We start from the raw sequence: 18,674 nt of genomic DNA on the forward strand, positions 1-18,674 counted from the left end.
CTGCGCGCGTGTTTATGGGCTACCATTTTCGCAAATGAACATTCATGTTCGATTTCCAATATAGAAAATCAAAAGAACCCGAGGCCAGCCGATGTCCACCTCTACCTTGCGTACGCCCCCAATCTCCGAGATCTACGACATCGCCGTTATCGGCGGCGGGATCAATGGCGTGGGGATCGCAGCGGATGCCGCCGGTCGCGGGCTTTCGGTGTTCCTTTGCGAAAAGGATGATCTGGCCAGCCACACCTCGTCGGCCAGCAGTAAGCTGATCCACGGTGGCCTGCGCTACCTCGAACATTACGAATTCCGTTTGGTGCGTGAAGCACTGGCCGAACGCGAAGTATTGCTGGCCAAGGCGCCGCACATCGTCAAGCCAATGCGTTTCGTCTTGCCGCACCGTCCACACCTGCGCCCGGCATGGATGATTCGCGCCGGCCTGTTCCTGTACGACAACCTCGGCAAGCGCGAAAAATTGCCGGGTTCGAAAAGCCTGAAGTTCGGCGCCGACAGCGCGTTGAAAAGCGAAATCAAGAAAGGCTTCGAATACTCCGATTGCTGGGTCGATGACGCCCGTCTGGTGGTACTCAACGCCATGGCCGCCCGTGAAAAAGGCGCTCACGTGCACACCCAGACCCGTTGCGTCAGCGCCCGTCGCGCCAAGGGCCTGTGGCATCTGAACCTGGAACGCGCCGACGGCAGCCTGTTTTCGATCACCGCCAAAGCGCTGGTGAACGCCGCTGGCCCGTGGGTTGCCAAATTCATTCGTGACGACTTGAAGATGGAGTCGCCGTACGGCATCCGTCTGATTCAGGGCAGCCACATCATCGTGCCGAAACTGTACGAAGGTGATCACGCGCACATTCTGCAAAACGAAGATCAGCGCATCGTTTTCACTATTCCGTATCTGAACCACTTCACCCTGATCGGCACTACCGACCGCGAATACACCGGTGATCCGGCGAAAGTCGCCATCACTGAAGGTGAAACCGATTACCTGTTGAAAGTGGTCAATGCGCACTTCAAGAAACAGGTTAGCCGCGACGACATCCAGCACAGCTACTCGGGCGTGCGCCCATTGTGCAACGATGAATCCGACAACCCGTCGGCGGTCACCCGCGATTACACCCTGGCACTGTCGGGCAGCACGGAAGAAGCGCCACTGCTGTCGGTGTTTGGCGGCAAGCTGACCACCTACCGCAAACTCGCCGAGTCGGCGATGGCGCAATTGATGCCGTTCTTCACCCAGATGCGCCCGAGCTGGACCGCCTCCGCGACCCTGCCCGGCGGTGAAGACATGACCACGCCACAGGCCTTGAGCGCGCTGATCCGCGACAAGTTCGACTTCGTGCCGACCGAGATCGCTCGTCGCTGGTCGACCACTTACGGCAGCCGTACCTGGCGCATGCTTGAAGGTGTGGAAACCCTCGCTGACATGGGCGAACACATTGGCGGCGGGCTCTATACCCGTGAAGTCGATTACCTGTGCAGCGAAGAATGGGCGACCACGGCGCATGACATTCTGTGGCGTCGCAGCAAACTGGGGTTGTTCACCACCCCGGCGGAGCAGGAGAAGCTTGCGGCGTACTTGGGTAAGGTTGAACAGAACCGTAGCAAGATCGAAGCGGCGTGATGTGAACATCGCTTAAACGAAAGCCCCTGAATTGAGAAATTCAGGGGCTTTTTGTTATGTGGACTTTGTTGAACCTGATTGGGTCAGTTAGATCTTTTCCCCCTCACCCCAGCCCTCCCCCCCAAAAGGGGGAGAGGGGAAAGAGCCGATCGAGGTGCTCTGTAAATCCTGAGTTCGACTCGGTATTCCAAGTCGGCGTAACTTGCCCAAACAACGCGATCGGTCCCCTCTCCCTCTGGGAGAGGGTTAGGGTGAGGGGCTTTTCGCCGTTCGGATTTCCGAACGCGACCTCCCGGTCGATTCGGTAAACCGGATCAGTTACGTCAAAACAAACCATCACAAAACTTTAATAACGTTATAAATCATAAGATTAGCTACATCAGACTGGTCTGGCACGACTCATGCTCTACACTCTCTCGACGAATGCCTGTTGCGCCAACACTTCAGGAGCCGTCAGGCATTCGAAGCACAAAAGGGCCGACGAACTGGCTCCATAAAAAAAACAATTCGAGGAAAATTTGATGCGCATCGTTCCCCATATCCTGGGCGCAGCCATTGCGGCCGCTCTGATCAGCACGCCAGTTTTCGCCGCCGAACTCACCGGCACCCTGAAGAAAATCAACGATTCGGGCACCATCACGCTCGCGCACCGCGACAGCTCCATTCCGTTTTCCTACATTGCCGATGCTACCGGCAAACCAGTGGGCTACTCCCACGACATTCAAGTGGCCATCGTTGAAGCCCTGAAAAAAGATCTGAACAAGCCAGACCTGCAGGTCAAATACAACCTGGTGACCTCGCAAACCCGGATCCCGCTGATCCAGAACGGCACCGCGGACATCGAGTGCGGCTCCACCACCAATAACGCCGAACGCGCCCAACAAGTCGACTTCACCGTCAACATCTTCGAAATCGGCACCCGTCTGCTGGTCAAGAAAGACAAGGATGGCAAGCCGTCCTACGCTGACTTTGCCGACCTGAAAGGCAAAAACGTCGTGACCACCGCGGGCACCACGTCCGAGCGCATCATCAAGGCGATGAACGCCGACAAGCAGATGGGCATGAACATCATCTCCGCCAAAGACCACGGCGAATCCTTCAACATGCTTGAAAGCGGCCGCGCCGTTGCCTTCATGATGGACGACGCCCTGCTGGCCGGCGAAGAAGCCAAGGCCAAGAAGCCGGAAGACTGGGTCATCACCGGTACGCCACAATCCTTCGAAGCCTATGCGTGCATGGTTCGCAAAGACGACCCGGCCTTCAAGAAGGCGGTCGATGACGCCATCGTTGGCCTGTACAAGTCGGGCGAGATCAACAAGATCTACAGCAAGTGGTTCGAAAGCCCGATCCCGCCAAAAAAACTGAACCTGAAGTTCCCGATGAGCGACAAGGTAAAAGATCTGATCGCCAACCCGAGCGACAAGCCGGCGCCTGACGTAAAAATCTGATTACTGACTAACCTTATCGCCTGAGAGAGCAATCCTCTCTCAGGCGTCTGTTACTACCTGCTGGCTATACAGTGGAACACTCGACCTGGCGGTTTTCGAGCCGATCGCGTGTGCCTGACGTTCAACGTCAGGTGGGAAAGGATCTTCCCCAAGCGGGTGCTTGTACATCGATCGATCTCGAGGGGAGACCCTAATGAATTACAACTGGGACTGGGGCGTGTTCTTCAAGTCCACCGGCGTCGGCAGCGAGACTTATCTCGACTGGTACGTCACCGGTTTGGGCTGGACCATCGCCATCGCCATCGTGGCGTGGATCATCGCCTTGCTGCTCGGCTCCATTCTGGGGGTCATGCGCACGGTGCCAAACCGCATCGTATCGGGCATCGCGACCTGCTACGTGGAACTGTTTCGCAACGTGCCGCTGCTGGTTCAGCTGTTCATCTGGTACTTCCTGGTGCCCGACCTGCTGCCGCAGAACCTGCAGGACTGGTACAAACAGGACCTTAACCCGACCACCTCGGCTTACCTGAGCGTTGTCGTGTGCCTGGGCCTGTTCACCGCTGCCCGCGTTTGCGAACAAGTGCGCACCGGCATCCAGGCGCTGCCACGCGGCCAGGAATCCGCCGCCCGCGCCATGGGCTTCAAGCTGCCGCAGATCTACTGGAATGTGCTGCTGCCCCAGGCTTACCGCATCATCATTCCGCCGCTCACCTCGGAATTCCTCAACGTCTTCAAGAACTCCTCCGTGGCGTCCCTGATCGGCCTGATGGAACTGCTGGCGCAAACCAAACAGACCGCCGAGTTCTCGGCCAACCTGTTTGAAGCGTTCACCCTGGCCACGCTGATCTACTTCACCCTGAACATGAGCCTGATGTTGCTGATGCGCATGGTCGAGAAGAAAGTCGCGGTGCCCGGCCTGATTTCTGTGGGGGGTAAATAATGGACTTCGATTTCAGCGGCATCATCCCCGCTATCCCGGGCCTGTGGAACGGCATGGTCATGACCTTGCAGTTGATGGTCATGGGCGTGGTCGGCGGCATCGTGCTCGGGACGATCCTGGCGCTGATGCGCCTGTCGTCGAGCAAACTGCTGTCGCGCGTTGCCGGCGCCTATGTGAACTACTTCCGTTCGATCCCGCTGCTGCTGGTGATCACCTGGTTCTACCTGGCGGTACCGTTCGTGCTGCGCTGGATCACCGGCGAAGACACGCCGATTGGCGCGTTCACTTCCTGCGTCGTGGCGTTCATGATGTTCGAAGCCGCGTACTTCTGCGAAATCGTCCGCGCCGGTGTGCAGTCAATTCCCAAAGGCCAGATGGCCGCCGCGCAGGCAATGGGCATGACCTATGGCCAGACCATGCGCCTGATCATCCTGCCCCAGGCGTTCCGCAAGATGACGCCGTTGCTGCTGCAACAGTCGATCATCCTGTTCCAGGACACCTCGCTGGTTTACACCGTGGGCCTGGTGGACTTCCTCAACTCCGCCCGCTCCAGCGGCGACATCATTGGCCGGTCCAACGAGTTCCTGATCTTCGCCGGTGTCGTCTACTTCATCATCAGCTTTTCCGCCTCGCTGCTGGTCAAGCGTCTGCAAAAAAGGTTCGCCGTATGATCTCTATCAAGAACATCAACAAGTGGTATGGGGACTTCCAGGTGCTGACTGATTGCAGCACCGAGGTCAAAAAAGGCGAAGTGATCGTGGTCTGCGGCCCATCGGGCTCCGGCAAATCGACCCTGATCAAATGCGTCAACGCGCTGGAACCGTTCCAGAAAGGCGACATCGTCGTCGACGGCACCTCGATTGCCGACTCGAAGACCAACCTGCCGAAATTGCGTTCGCGCGTGGGCATGGTGTTCCAGCATTTCGAACTGTTCCCGCACCTGACCATCACCGAAAACCTGACCATCGCGCAGATCAAGGTGTTGGGCCGTAGCAAGGAAGAGGCGACGAAGAAAGGTCTGCAATTGCTCGAGCGTGTTGGCCTGTCGGCGCACGCCCACAAGCATCCGGGGCAACTGTCCGGTGGTCAGCAACAGCGTGTGGCGATTGCCCGTGCGCTGGCGATGGACCCGATCGTCATGCTGTTCGACGAACCGACCTCGGCGCTCGACCCGGAAATGGTCAACGAAGTGCTCGACGTGATGGTGCAACTGGCCCACGAAGGCATGACCATGATGTGCGTGACCCACGAAATGGGCTTCGCCCGTAAAGTCGCGGATCGCGTGATTTTCATGGACGCCGGCAAGATCATCGAAGACTGCCCGAAAGAGGAATTCTTCGGCGACATCAGCGCCCGCTCCGAACGTGCACAGCACTTCCTCGAGAAAATCCTGCAGCACTAAAAGCAACACCGCCTCCCCCTGTAGGAGCTGCCGCAGGCTGCGATCTCTTGACTTTGTTTTTAAAGATCAAAAGATCGCAGCCTGCGGCAGCTCCTACAGGGGATTGGCGAAGTCTGTTGTGGTGGTTGACCCAAGGCATCTGTGATGAAATGCGACCCCAATCTCTATCGCGCCGCGCCGCCATCACTTGCCGTGAAGCCCCGTCTGATTCGTCATCTGTTCCTGCCGCCACTGATCATCGCCCTGATGGTCGGCCTGGGTTTCATCGGCTTCTGGACCAGTGAACATTTCGGCATTCGCAGCCTCGGCGAGAACGGTCAGCGTCAGCTGGAACTGCACGCCCGCGCGGTCGAAAGCGAGATCAGCAAATACACTTACCTGCCCAGCCTGCTGGAACTCGAAACCAGTGTGTCGCAGCTGCTGGCCGACCCGACTCCGGAACACCGGCAAACGGTCAACGCTTACCTCGAAGGCCTGAACCGGCGCAGTCGCAGTCGGGCCATCTACGTCATGGACACCACCGGCCGCGTCATGGCCACCAGCAACTGGCGCGATGTCGACAGTTACCTCGGTGAAGACCTGTCCTTCCGCGCCTATTTCCAGAAAGCCGTACGCGGCGAACCCGGGCGTTTCTACGGCATCGGCAGCACCAACGGCGAGCCCGGTTACTACCTCGCTCATGGCCTCGAAGAGCACGGCAAGATCATCGGCGTCGCCGTGGTCAAAGTACGCCTCGAAGCCATGGAAGAACGCTGGCAACGCGCACGCCTCGAAGCCTTTGTCAGTGATGAGAACGGCATCATCATTCTCTCCAGCGATCCAGCCCGGCGCCTCAAGTCAGTGATTCCACTGAGTGACGAAATCAAAGAAAAACTCGCCCGCAGCCTGCAGTACTACTGGTTCCCGCTCAACGAACTGCAACCACTGGCCCGGGAAACCCTGTCCGAAGGCGTGGAGAAGCTCACCTTCCCGGCCAACAGCGAAGTGCGCTCCGACGATGACGACATCAGCTATCTCGCACAAACCCGGCCACTGAGCGACACACCGTGGAATTTCACCCTGCTCACGCCCCTTCAGGACCTGCGCCGTGAAGCCATCAACCAAGGCATTCTGGTCGCCGTAGCGTTTGCCTTGGTCGCCTTCCTGCTGATCGCCTGGAACGAGCGGCGCAAGGTCATCGCCACTCGGCTGGCGGCCCGCGAAGCTTTGCAGGAAGCCAACAATCAACTGGAGCGTCGGATTACCGAACGCACCACCGATCTGCGCGCCAGCAACGAGCGTCTGAAGAGCCAGATCCGCGAACGGCGTCAGGCCGAAGAGACGTTGCGCCGTGCGCAGGATGAACTGGTGCAGGCCGGCAAGCTCGCTGCGATTGGCCAGATGTCGACCAGCATTGCCCACGAATTGAACCAGCCACTGGCGGCGATGCGTACGCTGTCGGGCAATACTGTGCGCTTTCTCGAACGCGGTCAGCTGGATGTTGCCAGTACCAATCTGAAAACCATCAACGAGCTGATCGACCGCATGGGCCGGATCACCGCCAGCCTGCGTTCCTTCGCCAGGCGCGGCGACAACCAGGGCCAGGCCAGCCTTGGCAAAGCCATAGAGGCAGCACTGCAACTGCTCGGGGCACGCCTGGAGAGTTCGGCGGTCACCATTCACCGCCAGTTCATCGATGTGCAGCTGCAGATCGACCAGACCCGTCTCGAACAGATTCTGGTCAACCTGATCGGCAATGCCCTCGACGCCATGCAGGCGCAACCGTTGCCCGAGCTGTGGCTGGAGGGCGAAGAATTCAATGGCAAATATCGCCTGCGCGTACGCGACAACGGCCACGGCATTGACGCCGAAGCGCGCAAGCACCTGTTCGAACCGTTCTTCACCACCAAGCCCGGCGAACAAGGCCTGGGCTTGGGCCTGACGCTTTCCGCCAGCCTCGCCGCCGCCACCGGCGGGCATCTGGGTGTCGAACACCCGGCCAGCGGTGGCACCACTTTCGTCCTCAGTTTACCGTTGGTAAGCCCTACTCCTGCCGAGCCAATATGAACCACGAACTCAGTGTGCTGATCGTCGAAGACGACCCCCATGTGCTGCTCGGCTGCCAACAGGCACTGACCCTGGAAGACATTCCTTGCGTCGGCGTCGGCAGCGCCGAGGAAGCGCTGGAGCGCATCGGTGACAATTTTGCCGGCATCGTCATCAGCGACATTCGCCTGCCGGGCATCGATGGCCTGGAATTGCTGACCCGCCTCAAGCAACGTGATCGCAGCCTGCCGGTGGTGTTGATCACCGGCCACGGTGATATTTCCATGGCCGTCGGCGCAATGCAGAAAGGCGCCTATGACTTCATGGAAAAACCGTTCTCGCCGGAACGTCTGGTCGACGTCGCGCGGCGGGCGCTGGAGCAACGCAGTCTCGCCCGCGAAGTGTCGTCGCTGCGCCGCCAACTGGCCGAGCGCGATTCCCTTGAAGGGCGGATCATCGGTCGCTCGCCGGCCATGCAGAACCTGCGCGAATTGATCGCCAACGTCGCCGACACCTCGGCCAACGTGTTGATCGAAGGCGAAACCGGCACTGGTAAAGAACTGGTCGCCCGTTGCCTGCACGATTTCAGTCGTCGTCACAGCAAGCAATTCGTCGCGCTGAACTGCGGCGGACTCCCGGAAAATCTGTTCGAAAGTGAAATCTTCGGCCACGAGGCCAACGCGTTTACCGGCGCCGGAAAACGGCGCATCGGCAAGATCGAACACGCTGACGGCGGCACGCTGTTCCTCGACGAAGTGGAAAGCATGCCGCTGCCGTTGCAGATCAAACTGCTGCGGGTGTTGCAGGAACGCACCCTCGAACGCCTCGGCTCGAACCAGAGTGTGGCCGTGGATTGCCGAGTGATCGCGGCGACCAAATCCGACCTCGACGAATCGAGCAAGGCCGGCGAATTTCGCAGCGACTTGTACTACCGCCTCAACGTGGTAACGCTGGAGTTGCCGCCCTTGCGCGAACGCCGTGAAGACATCCTGCAATTGTTCGAACACTTCACCCAGCAATCGGCCCTGCGTTTCGACCGCGCGTTGCCGGAACTGGATAACCAGACCCTGTCGAACCTGATGAGCCACGACTGGCCGGGCAACGTGCGCGAACTGCGCAACGTCGCCGAACGCTTTGCTCTCGGTTTGCCGGCGTTCAAAAAGACTGGCGCCAGCAGTGGCGGACAAGGCCTGGCGTTCGCCGAAGCGGTGGAAGCATTCGAACGCAACCTGCTCAGCGACGCCCTGCAACGTAGCGGCGGCAACCTGACGCAGGCGAGTCTTGAACTGGGCATGGCCAAGACCACGCTGTTCGACAAAGTGAAGAAGTACGGGTTGAGCCACTGATGGATCTGATTTTGAAGGCTGCTATCGGCGCTGCGGTGGTGCTGATCCTCGCGGCGCTGTCGAAAACCAAAAACTATTACATCGCCGGATTGGTGCCGCTGTTTCCGACGTTTGCGCTGATAGCGCATTACATCGTTGGCAAGGGGCGTTCGGTTGATGATCTGAAGACCACGATCGTGTTCGGCATGTGGTCGATCATTCCGTACTTCATTTATCTGGCGACGTTGTATGTGATGGTGGATCGTATGCGGCTGGAGGCTTCGCTGGCGGTGGCGGCGGTGGCGTGGTTGATGGCTGCTACGGTGTTGGTGACGGTTTGGGTTCGGGTGCACAGCTAAGGTCAAAAGCCACCCTCATCGGAACGCCGCCCGCCCAGCCCTCTCCCCGAGGGAGAGGGGGCCGACCGCTGAATATTGAAGATCTCCGCCGACGTGAAAGTGCTGTACCGAATCCATAATCGACTCAATGCATCAGGTCGGTGGATAGCCAAATACAACTCGATCAGTCCCCTCTCCCTCTGGGAGAGGGTTAGGGTGAGGGGCTTTTGGCTCCTACCGATATCAACTAACCGTACCACCCTTGGTCTCGGCCATAATCTGCCGAATCGCCCCAACAAACGTCTTTACCGGCTGCCCGCCCGTCACCGCGTACTGCCCGTTGAACACCACCGTCGGCACCGAACTCACCCCGCGTTGCAGCCATAACTGCTGTTCTTCGCGCACCTCATCGGCAAATTCACCGGACGCCAGAATCGCTTCTGCACGCTGACGATCCAGCCCGACACTTTCCGCAATCTGCACCAGTTGTCGATGATCCGACGGATTGCCGCCATCGCTGAAGTACGCCTTGAACAGCGCCTCTTTCAACGGCAACTGCAAACCCTCAAGCCCGGCCCAGTGCAGCAAGCGATGTGCATCGAAGGTGTTGTAGATACGGCTGTTGCCATCAGTGCGAAAGGCAAACCCGAGTTCTGCACCGCGGGCGCGGATGGCTTCACGATTTTTCTGCGATTGCTCGGGAGTAGAGCCGTATTTTTCGTGGATGTGCTCGGCGATGTTCTGCCCTTCGGCGGCCATTTTCGGATTCAGCTCGAATGGCTGGAAACGGATCTCGGCCTGCACTTCGTTGCGCAGGATTTCCAGTGCTTCAAGCAAGCCATACAAACCGACGACGCACCAAGGGCAGGAGACGTCGCTGACAAAGTCGATTTTCAAAGCGGAATTCATCAAACACCTCGCAGGGGAAATCGTGCGGGAAAGTTTGCACGATACACCTGCTCCGGATTTTTTGTGACCATAGCGGCCCCTTCGCGGGCAGGCTCGCTCCCACCTTTGGAATGCGTTCCCCTGTGGGAGCGAGCCTGCTCGCGAAGAGGCCCGCTCAGACAATACAAATACCTCGGTTACAGCAGATTCGCGCCCACCACCGGCTCAATCTGCGCCCAGTGCGAGGTGTCTTCACGATGCGCCTGCAGATACGGCAGCACTGCCGCCAGCAACGGTTCCTTGAATGCCTCTTGAAAGCGATGCGCCAGCCCCGGAATCAGCTTCAACTGACTCCCGCGAATATGCGCCGCCAGATGCACGCCGTGCATCACTGGCAACAACGGGTCCGCCGTGCCATGCACCACCAGCGTCGGCACGCGCAATTGGTTGAGCAATGCCACCCGGCTCGGCTCGGCAAGAATCGCCATGATCTGCCGCTTCACGCCTTCGGGGTTGAACGCACGGTCGTACGACAGCGCCGCCTGATGCAACAAGGCCTGGCGATCATCCGTCACCGCCGGGCTACCCAGCGCTGCCAGTAAATCAGCCTGTTGTTCCAGCGCTACCTGACGATTCGGTGCGCCGCGTCGCGATAGAAGTTGCACCAGCGCCGCACTCGGTGCCGGCAATCCTTCGGCACCCGAGGTGGTCATGATCAACGTCAGACTCTCGACCCGCTGTGGCGCCATCGCAGCCATGTGCTGGGCGATCATCCCGCCCATACTCGCGCCCAGCACATGGAATTGCTCGACGTGCAACGCGTCCATCAACCCCAACGCGTCATCAGCCATGTCGGTCAGGCTGTACGGCGCTGCCACTGGCAGGCCGAGCTTGTAGCGCAACACTTCGAAGGTCAGGTTGGCTTCAGCCGGCGCCTGACGCCAGGTCGACAAGCCGACATCGCGGTTGTCATAGCGAATCACCCGAAAGCCCTGCTGACACAGCGCGACCACCACTTCGTCCGGCCAGTGGATCAACTGTCCACCCAGGCCCATGACCAGCAATAACGCCGGATCCGACGCACGACCAATGCTCTGGTAAGCCAGGCTCACCTGTTGCAGGTCGACGTGTTCGGTCGGCACATTCACATTGCAGCGCGCCGCCGCCCATGCCGACGATCCGAAAAAAATCGCGGCCAACAAAGCCGCGACAGATAGAAAACCCTTAGCCATGAAAAACACCGAAACGCAGAACCCCAGTAGAGCGCGAGTCTGATGAAGTTTTTACAAGCGCGCTGCCACAGTTCCATGACAGTTTGATGAAGAGTGCCGAGCGGTCAGGTTCGTTGGCTGCAAACAATATCTATGTACCGCCATCGCCTGGGGTAATTTGTCTTCAATGACGCGCTCAGGGACGGACTCCCCGCCCCGCTATGCGAGTCATGCCCCCATGCCCGATCGCCTTGTTCTGGATGAACTCCCCGCACCCTCACCGTTGCCCGAGACCGTCGAGCACCTGCCGGAAACGATTGATGACAGCCTGTTGCAGCAGGCCAGCCACCGCTGGCGCGGCAGCCACGAGGGTTTACGCGAATTGTTTGCCGCCAGCCCGGCCCTGCGCGACAGCATTAATGAGTTGCTGCGACAACAACTGCAACTGGACGGTGAAACAAGCGGATTGCGTTTTGCTGCCACCGATGACGAACCGGCGCACACCGTCAGCCTTACCGATGCCTGTGCCTTTGTCGCTCAACAGCCGACGCTGGAAAGCGATCTGGATCAACACTGTGATCTCAGCGGAATCAGCTCAGATCATGCGCTGTACGCTTTAAAACCTGTGCAACTCCTTGAAAAGCTCAAATCGCTCGATCCGCGCAAAAGCCACGAGATTCGCTGGGCACAGTTCTGGGATGCGCGGGCGCCGCGCACGCCTGTGTCGCGACGTACCCGCGCCACGCAACTTTACCGCGCGCACTTCGAAGCCACCGCACACACGGCCCTCGCCAACCGGGTCATCACCGCCGCGCAACTCAAAACGCTGCAACAAATCATCGACTCAGGGCCGGACGCGCTGACAGTCGAGGGCCAAGCCATCCACACGGAAAAACTGGCACTGGTGCTGAGCAACGACAGCAAAGTCAAACTCCCCGGTGCTTGGGTCGTCAGCGTCGGCGATCTGGCCTCGGCGGCGCCACTGCTCTATCTGCCGTGCAACGCCACCTCGATCCTGACCTTCAACACTCGCGCAGAAATGCAAACCTGGCTGGCCCGGCAGATACAGATCCCCACCGGACTGCCCAAGGAGATTCTGCGCGTTGACTACAGCGCAGCGCTCGACCCGATGGTCACCGGGGCCAGCGATCTGTTCGCCGACCGCCACCACGCGCAACTCGACGCCTTGAGCAATACCAACAAAGGCAAAACCGGGATCAGGGCGCACGGCGCGCGATCACTGGTACATGTCGACCTGATCGACCATCAGCGCAGCAGCGCGATCATCGTGGCAGCTCCGCCAAAACCGCTCGCACCCGCCAGCGATAGCGAGACGGACGAGAAACCGCTGTTTGGCAGCCTGTCGGCCGGCATTCCACTGGCGGTAAGACAAGCGGCTTTCAAACGTCAACGCGATGCGCTCGAACGCTTGCAGGACAACGACGGTGACGGCTCCGGATATCGAGCGTGCAAGGAAGCGCTCAAAGTGCTTGAGGCCGCCGAACAAGCCGGCGAGAGCGCCGCCACATCGCTGCTTTACCGCGACAGTGCGCTCGATGTAAGCACCTTCAACTCAGCGTTCGCGGCCCTTCGTAAGGCGCACCACGACGGTTTGTCTGCCGAAGGCAAGCTGCAAGCAGCCTTGGGCCAACTCGACAGTGCCGAACACGATCTGCTCAAAGCCGTATTGGCCACTCCCATCGCGGCGGACCGCGACACCGACATCACGGCGGCCAGCCTGACGTTGACACTGACCGAGACCAAAAACGGAATCAGTACGACACAGAGCGAATCACTCAAGGGCGCGCTGGTCATCGGACGGCAAGCGACCCTCACGGACAGGACATCGACTTCCAGCCTGATGCTCTATTGGCCGGGCGTCGGCGGTGGCCTGCAACGCTTTGCCGATCAGCGGACCATGGAGCGCGAGGTGTTCAGGATCCTGCACCAGGACAGCGATCTGACCCTGCAATTGAGTCCCCTTGCCACAGATCCGCTGCAGCACTGCCTCAACGAGCTGATTACCGAGTTCGAAGCGAAAGTCGCAGGTCTGCGCGGCAAATCCGAACAGGCTGACGCTCAGGAAATTCTGCGCCAGGGATACCTCGCCAATCTGCAGGTTCCGGTGCACGCCGCCAGAAGCCTGGCCTTCGCGCATCTGCTGGAGCAGGAACGCAGCGGCACCCTCGCCGGCCATCTGCCGGGCTGGCTGATCAAACTGAAGGAAAACGAGCGTAGCGGGCTGAAACAGAACATCGAGGCGTACATCGCGGCAATGCGCGAAAGCCACGCCCTCATGACCCTCGCGCTGGAACCCCGTGACGACTTCACCCGCCGCCACCTGCACGCCCGACTGCGCAAGGACTTTTCCCTTGAAGGCCACTTCTCCATCCAGGTCGAACTGCCCGACTCGACCAAGACCGAACAGGTTCCCGAGTCGGGACCTGGTGGCGTCAGGAAGACCACGACCATTGTGCCCAGCAAAGCCCGCAGCAAAATGTCGCTGGAAGACCTGGCCCAGCTCAATATCGACAACGTCCATTCAGTGCTCAATGACTCACTTTCGCAGCGTCTGATTTTCCTGCGGCTGGAGGTCACCGCGACGCTGAAAAAGGATCGCACGCGCCTGCTCAACGGCATCAACCTGACCTACCTGCGCAAAGTCCTGCCGGAACTCGACCTGCCCAAAGCCTATGAACAGAAAATCCACGATGCCTTCAGGGGCGCCGCCAGCGAGGCGGAATTTGTCAAACAACACCGCCGGGAAAGCCTGATCGAGCCTTGGCGCCTGATGCTGAAAATCCAAAGCGAAAATGCGCGCCTGCAAAAACACCTCAGTCCTGATGAAGCCGCGCTGCTGAACATCGCCATCGATGCCGACACCACCGAGGCGTGGCAAGCCAACGGCAAGCGCCTGGTCCTGTTGCCGGTGGCGCTGAAAGTCGGCGGCAAGGACACCCCCGGCGAAGGCCCGGTAACGCTGTCCGGCGTCAGCCTGATCGAAGAGCAGATCAGCGGCGTCACCCTGTTGTACCTGCCAGACAGTCACGACGGGCAGTTTTTCCGGCGTTACGACACGCTCGAAGCGGCGCGCAAAGGGCTGTTCACGTTGTGCGGGAGTGACAAGTGGATCGAGTACCTGGCGAACAGGGCTTTGCAGGGCAATGTCCGGGCCCATATCAACCGTATCGGTCAGGCCGTGGAAAAAAACTTCGATGCCATCATCGAAGTCGGGGTGAGCTGGCCCGCGACTACTTCGTTCGCCGCGCACCTGCTCGACGCACACATGGGACGCTTGATCGAAGCCCATCGCGGTACCTCGCGTTCCAACGATGAGCTGTTCTTCGAGCGCTACACCCTGAAAGGCCCGCGCGCCTTCAACTACATAAAAATGGCCTTGGGCATGGTGCCCTTCGTCGGCAGTGTGCTGGCGCTTTATCAGGACTGGACCGCTGCGAATCAGGCGGTCGTCGCGTTCTTGCGTGGCGACGTGGCTGACGGTCTGGCGGAAATCGAGTCCATGCTGCTGTCGTTGATCGACGCCCTCATGGATCTGCTTCCAGGCGAAGCGGTGGCCTCGACGCTCTCGCGGACGACACGCGCATTGACACAGGCTCGCCAGCTCCACGCGGTGCTCGGCAATGTGGCGGCGCTGCACGGCAAGTCGCAGCGTCAAGCCAGGCATGTGCTGACGCGCTTCAAGGATTACGAATATGAAAAGCCGATTTCTCTGGCTGGCACAGAGCCGGCCAGCCACGGCCTCTACCGCGGGATCTACCGGCACGCCGACGGCGACTTCATTGAGCGTCAGGGCCGCCTCTACCAAGTGGAACTGAGCCGGGATTCGCGCAGCTGGCGACTGTCCGGCAACTCGCGAAAAACCTACAAGCAGCCGATCGCACTGGATGAAAGCGGACACTGGGACACCTGGTTCGGCGTTTACGGGACCGCCCTTGAAGGTGGCGTGGTGGGTGGCGGCAATGTCGGCGGGCGCATGGTCGAAACATTCGACCCTTACTGGCCGCCGGTGATTCGGCAACGCTTGCCGCGCTGGCTGGTGGATCGAAACTTCCGCCGTCACCATCAACTGACCGCCGCCGCTGACGACCTGGCCGATCGATTGCAGCGCAGGGGGAGAAAAAGCGACGAGGTGCTCAATGCCTACCGCGAAGCCCCGGAAGTGGAGCGCATGGCCATGTGGCCAACTGTCGAAGCCGCTTGTGTTGGCGATATCCAGGTGGCCAAACAGCGGTATGAGGTGTTGACCGATTTGACTGCGCTGACTCAGGGCAGAAAACGCAAGGCTGTTGCCCAGATGCAAAGCAAGACCGCATGGCTGTTGACTGACCGATATCGGCGCCGCGCCATCCACCTGTCGCATAACATTCACGGCATGACACGCGCCATCAAACGATTGAAGCGGCTGCACAATGCGCTGCCAGGTGATGCTGTGGTCGAGCGCTTGAAACACGTTGAAGACATACGCACCTTTCGTGTCGAGATCGTCAACAAGCTCGAACAGTTGGCGGAACTCAAAGACCAGGTCAATCACTGGTATGAACGCATGCATGTCAAAGACCGGCCGAAAATTTCGGCGCTGGTCAATAACACCAACACTCGCCACAGTGATGCCGTGTTGCTCTACCTGAAAACCTCTCAACGCATGGAAATCGTCAAAAGAATCGGCAGCCCCGACGATGCGTCGTGGCGTTATTTCGTGACGGTGGCAGACCCTCTTCGCAATAAAATCGATGAGCGCCTGTACCGCCAGTACGACCTGCCGAACATTCAGAGCACGACCGCCGAACGTAATCGCATTCTTCAGGAAAGCATCGACGCTTGCGTCGAGTTTCGTCGCGAGATGGCCGTCTGGACCGCCAGCTATCCGCAATTCTTTCATCTGGACGTCGTCGAGCCGATGCTGGAAGGCATTGATCGCTTGGCTGACCGAGCGCGTGCAGCGTTCAACAAGCCCCCCGAACCCAGGGTCGCCGGGCAACCTCTGCAGCGCGTGTTCATCACTGATGACAACCAGTTGCACCATGGTGTGGAGCAATGGGACAACGTCACCAATACCCGTCGATATAAAAGCACCGGAGCGGGAGGCTACGAGGAAATCTATGAACAAGGCGCTGATGGCAAATTACGACTGACCAACCCGCAACCCGCAACTGCCCGCCCGCCTGCGGGGTTGAATCTGACCACCCTGGTCAACGAGGCACAGCAACGTCTGGATGACGTGGCAACTTACCGTGCGAAAGTTCAGAGAAACGCCAACAAGGGCATGCTCCCCATCGACCTGGAGCACATGATGAAAAGTCGGGCAGGGGAACTCACCGCTCGCGCCGACGATATCGCTGCCAAGTCTGCCCAACACTCGATCACGCAGCGATTGCGCGAGCAGGCGAGCGAACTGATCATCGAAGGTCGTGCCATCCGTACCCAACGCTCATTGACCAGCCGAAAGCCTACCGACGGCATGCTCGATGACCTCATCGGTCAGCATGCGGTAGAGATCCGTAAACCCCTGCCTGTCCAGCGCCTCGCTGACTATGAAGGCAAACCCAACTACCTGCAGGAATATGAGGTCTGGGATATCACTCTGGAGCCTGCACAACTGCTCTGGTACGTGCATTTCCATTACCGCTCGGCTGACCGCCCCGTGCGCAAATTCGAAAGGGCCCATTTGAAACTGCCAGAGAATCGCTTGTTGACTCACGCCGACGACCCGACCCTGCTCGATTCCAGAATCACTGAACAGTCGATTGTCTTGAGGCATTTTGAAGAACTCTGAAGATAAGGCGTGCCAGTCGCTTGGAGAACTGTTGAGCCACTTCCGGCAGTTCTCCAGGAAAACCAGGCAGCGTTATCGACAGCCCGGCAAACATGAGACAAACTCAACGTTTTCGTATTGATCACAAGTTTTCCTCATGGAGCCATCGGTGCTTGAAATCCGCCACCTGAAAACCCTGCATGCCCTGCGCGAAGCCGATAGCCTCGTCGATGCGGCCGACCGTTTGCACCTGACACAGTCGGCACTGTCCCACCAGTTCAAGGAGCTGGAAGAACGGTTGGGCATGGCATTGTTCGTGCGCAAGACCAAACCAGTGCGATTCACCAGCGCCGGCTTGCGCCTGTTGCAACTGGCCGACGCAACCCTGCCGCTGCTGCGCGCCGCCGAGCGGGATATCGGTCGTCTGGCCGGTGGCACCGCCGGGCGTTTGCACATGGCCATCGAATGCCACAGCTGCTTCCAGTGGCTGATGCCGACCATTGACCAGTTCCGCGATGCCTGGCCGGAAGTCGAACTCGACCTCGCTTCGGGTTTCGCCTTCGCACCATTGCCAGCGCTGGCGCGGGGTGATCTGGATCTGGTGGTGACCTCCGATCCTCTGGAAATCGCCGGCATCACCTATGTCCCGCTGTTTACTTACGAAGCCATGCTCGCCGTGGCCAATCAGCATGCACTGGCGAGCAAACCGTACATCGTCCCCGAAGACCTGCTGACAGAAACGCTGATCACCTACCCGGTGGAACGCGACCGCCTCGACATCTTCACGCGCTTCCTGGAACCGGCCGATATCGAACCGGCACAGGTGCGCACTTCCGAGCTGACGGTGATGATGATGCAACTGGTCGCCAGTGGTCGTGGCGTCTGTGGCATGCCGCACTGGGCGCTGCACGAGTACAGCTCGCGCGGTTATGTGAAGGGCAAACGGCTGGGAGAAAAAGGTTTGTTCGCGACGCTGTATGCGGCGATTCGCACCGACATGCTCGATGCACCGTACATGCGCGATTTTCTGCTGACGGCGAAAGACACGTCGTTCTCGACCCTGGACGGTGTCAGCGCCGTGCGCTGAACCCTGTGGGAGCGAGCTTGCTCGCGAAGGCGTCAGGTCAGTCAATCTGGTTGTTGAATGTTCCACCGCATTCGCGAGCAAGCTCGCTCCCACAAGGGCGGGGTGAACTCAGATCTCGCGCCACATGTGGATCTTGTCGAAATAGTCTTCGCCCACTCGCACCGCCAGCGGTTCCAGGCCGAACTGGATGAAGCCACAGCGCTGGTAGAGGTTGAACGCGGCTTCATTGCCAGCCGTGACGGTCAATTGAATGAGTTTTAACGCCGGGTGGTTTTGCGCTTCGGCGATGGCCGCCTGCACCAGTTCGAACCCCACGCCGTGCTGACGAAAATCGGCTGATACGTACATGCCGAACAGCGTGGCCTTATGCCGAGCCTTTTCCCGAGGTTCGAAGGCCAGGCCGACGATGCCGGCGAGCGTTCCGCCATCGAAGGCGCCAAGCACCACATCGAGTTTGCTGGTCAGGCGCCCTTCCCACCAGCTCAGCGGCATCACCGCCCGTTCGCGCACACTGGAGGTGAACGCCTGCGGATGACGGTCGTAGGCTTCGAGCATCAGTTCGCGGTAAGCCAGGGCATGACTGGCGTCCAGCCGTTCGATCCACATG

The 18,674-nt window shown here is 59.4% G+C and carries 13 protein-coding genes; 10 read left to right on the plus strand and 3 right to left on the minus strand.

What is annotated here, in order from left to right; genetic code table 11:
• The first annotated feature begins 91 nt into the window (after nucleotides 1-91).
• The 8 genes from glpD (at nucleotide 92) to ACZZ0G_RS05675 (ending at nucleotide 9,129) form a co-directional block, all read left to right on the plus strand.
• Nucleotides 92-1,630: a glycerol-3-phosphate dehydrogenase gene (glpD, locus tag ACZZ0G_RS05640; RefSeq protein ID WP_463555571.1), complete on the plus strand. Its 1,539-nt coding sequence runs from the start codon at nucleotides 92-94 to the stop codon at nucleotides 1,628-1,630.
• Between the two features lie 521 nt (nucleotides 1,631-2,151).
• Nucleotides 2,152-3,078: a glutamate/aspartate ABC transporter substrate-binding protein gene (locus tag ACZZ0G_RS05645; protein ID WP_463555572.1), complete on the plus strand. Its 927-nt coding sequence runs from the start codon at nucleotides 2,152-2,154 to the stop codon at nucleotides 3,076-3,078.
• A 193-nt stretch (nucleotides 3,079-3,271) separates the two neighbouring features.
• The gene (locus ACZZ0G_RS05650) at nucleotides 3,272-4,018 is read left to right on the plus strand and encodes an amino acid ABC transporter permease (protein WP_016986630.1); all 747 of its coding nucleotides are present in this window, start codon (nucleotides 3,272-3,274) and stop codon (nucleotides 4,016-4,018) included.
• Nucleotides 4,018-4,689 (plus strand): amino acid ABC transporter permease, encoded by a 672-nt coding sequence (locus ACZZ0G_RS05655; protein WP_003227756.1) that lies wholly within the window; start codon nucleotides 4,018-4,020, stop codon nucleotides 4,687-4,689. Before ACZZ0G_RS05650 ends, ACZZ0G_RS05655 begins: the two co-directional genes overlap by 1 nt.
• Nucleotides 4,686-5,420: an amino acid ABC transporter ATP-binding protein gene (locus ACZZ0G_RS05660; protein ID WP_007963947.1), complete on the plus strand. Its 735-nt coding sequence runs from the start codon at nucleotides 4,686-4,688 to the stop codon at nucleotides 5,418-5,420. Before ACZZ0G_RS05655 ends, ACZZ0G_RS05660 begins: the two co-directional genes overlap by 4 nt.
• 144 nt (nucleotides 5,421-5,564) lie before the next feature.
• Complete coding sequence (aauS, locus tag ACZZ0G_RS05665; RefSeq protein WP_463555573.1) at nucleotides 5,565-7,466, plus strand: two-component sensor histidine kinase AauS; 1,902 nt, start codon at nucleotides 5,565-5,567, stop codon at nucleotides 7,464-7,466.
• Nucleotides 7,463-8,791 carry a two-component response regulator AauR gene (gene aauR / locus ACZZ0G_RS05670; protein WP_463555574.1) on the plus strand — a complete coding sequence of 443 codons (1,329 nt, stop codon included), beginning with the start codon at nucleotides 7,463-7,465 and terminating at the stop codon, nucleotides 8,789-8,791. Before aauS ends, aauR begins: the two co-directional genes overlap by 4 nt.
• 8 nt (nucleotides 8,792-8,799) lie before the next feature.
• Nucleotides 8,800-9,129, plus strand: coding sequence for a GlpM family protein (locus tag ACZZ0G_RS05675; protein WP_463558824.1), 330 nt, complete (start codon nucleotides 8,800-8,802; stop codon nucleotides 9,127-9,129).
• 222 nt (nucleotides 9,130-9,351) lie between these two features.
• Here the strand turns inward: ACZZ0G_RS05675 and ACZZ0G_RS05680 are convergent, their stop codons facing one another.
• Nucleotides 9,352-10,017 carry a DsbA family oxidoreductase gene (locus ACZZ0G_RS05680; RefSeq protein WP_463555575.1) on the minus strand — a complete coding sequence of 222 codons (666 nt, stop codon included), beginning with the start codon at nucleotides 10,015-10,017 and terminating at the stop codon, nucleotides 9,352-9,354.
• 176 nt (nucleotides 10,018-10,193) lie between these two features.
• Nucleotides 10,194-11,228, minus strand: a complete 1,035-nt coding sequence (locus ACZZ0G_RS05685; protein WP_463555576.1) for an alpha/beta fold hydrolase — start codon at nucleotides 11,226-11,228, stop codon at nucleotides 10,194-10,196.
• Between the two features lie 217 nt (nucleotides 11,229-11,445).
• Between ACZZ0G_RS05685 and ACZZ0G_RS05690 the strand changes: the two genes are divergently transcribed.
• Nucleotides 11,446-17,001, plus strand: coding sequence for a dermonecrotic toxin domain-containing protein (locus ACZZ0G_RS05690; protein WP_463555577.1), 5,556 nt, complete (start codon nucleotides 11,446-11,448; stop codon nucleotides 16,999-17,001).
• Nucleotides 17,002-17,149: 148 nt separating this feature from the next.
• Complete coding sequence (gene metR, locus ACZZ0G_RS05695) at nucleotides 17,150-18,067, plus strand: transcriptional regulator MetR (RefSeq protein WP_007916739.1); 918 nt, start codon at nucleotides 17,150-17,152, stop codon at nucleotides 18,065-18,067.
• A 108-nt stretch (nucleotides 18,068-18,175) separates the two neighbouring features.
• Here the strand turns inward: metR and ACZZ0G_RS05700 are convergent, their stop codons facing one another.
• Nucleotides 18,176-18,673, minus strand: coding sequence for a GNAT family N-acetyltransferase (locus ACZZ0G_RS05700; RefSeq protein WP_463558825.1), 498 nt, complete (start codon nucleotides 18,671-18,673; stop codon nucleotides 18,176-18,178).
• Nucleotide 18,674: the final 1 nt, after the last annotated feature.

Source organism: Pseudomonas sp. AC169 (genome assembly GCF_979258515.1).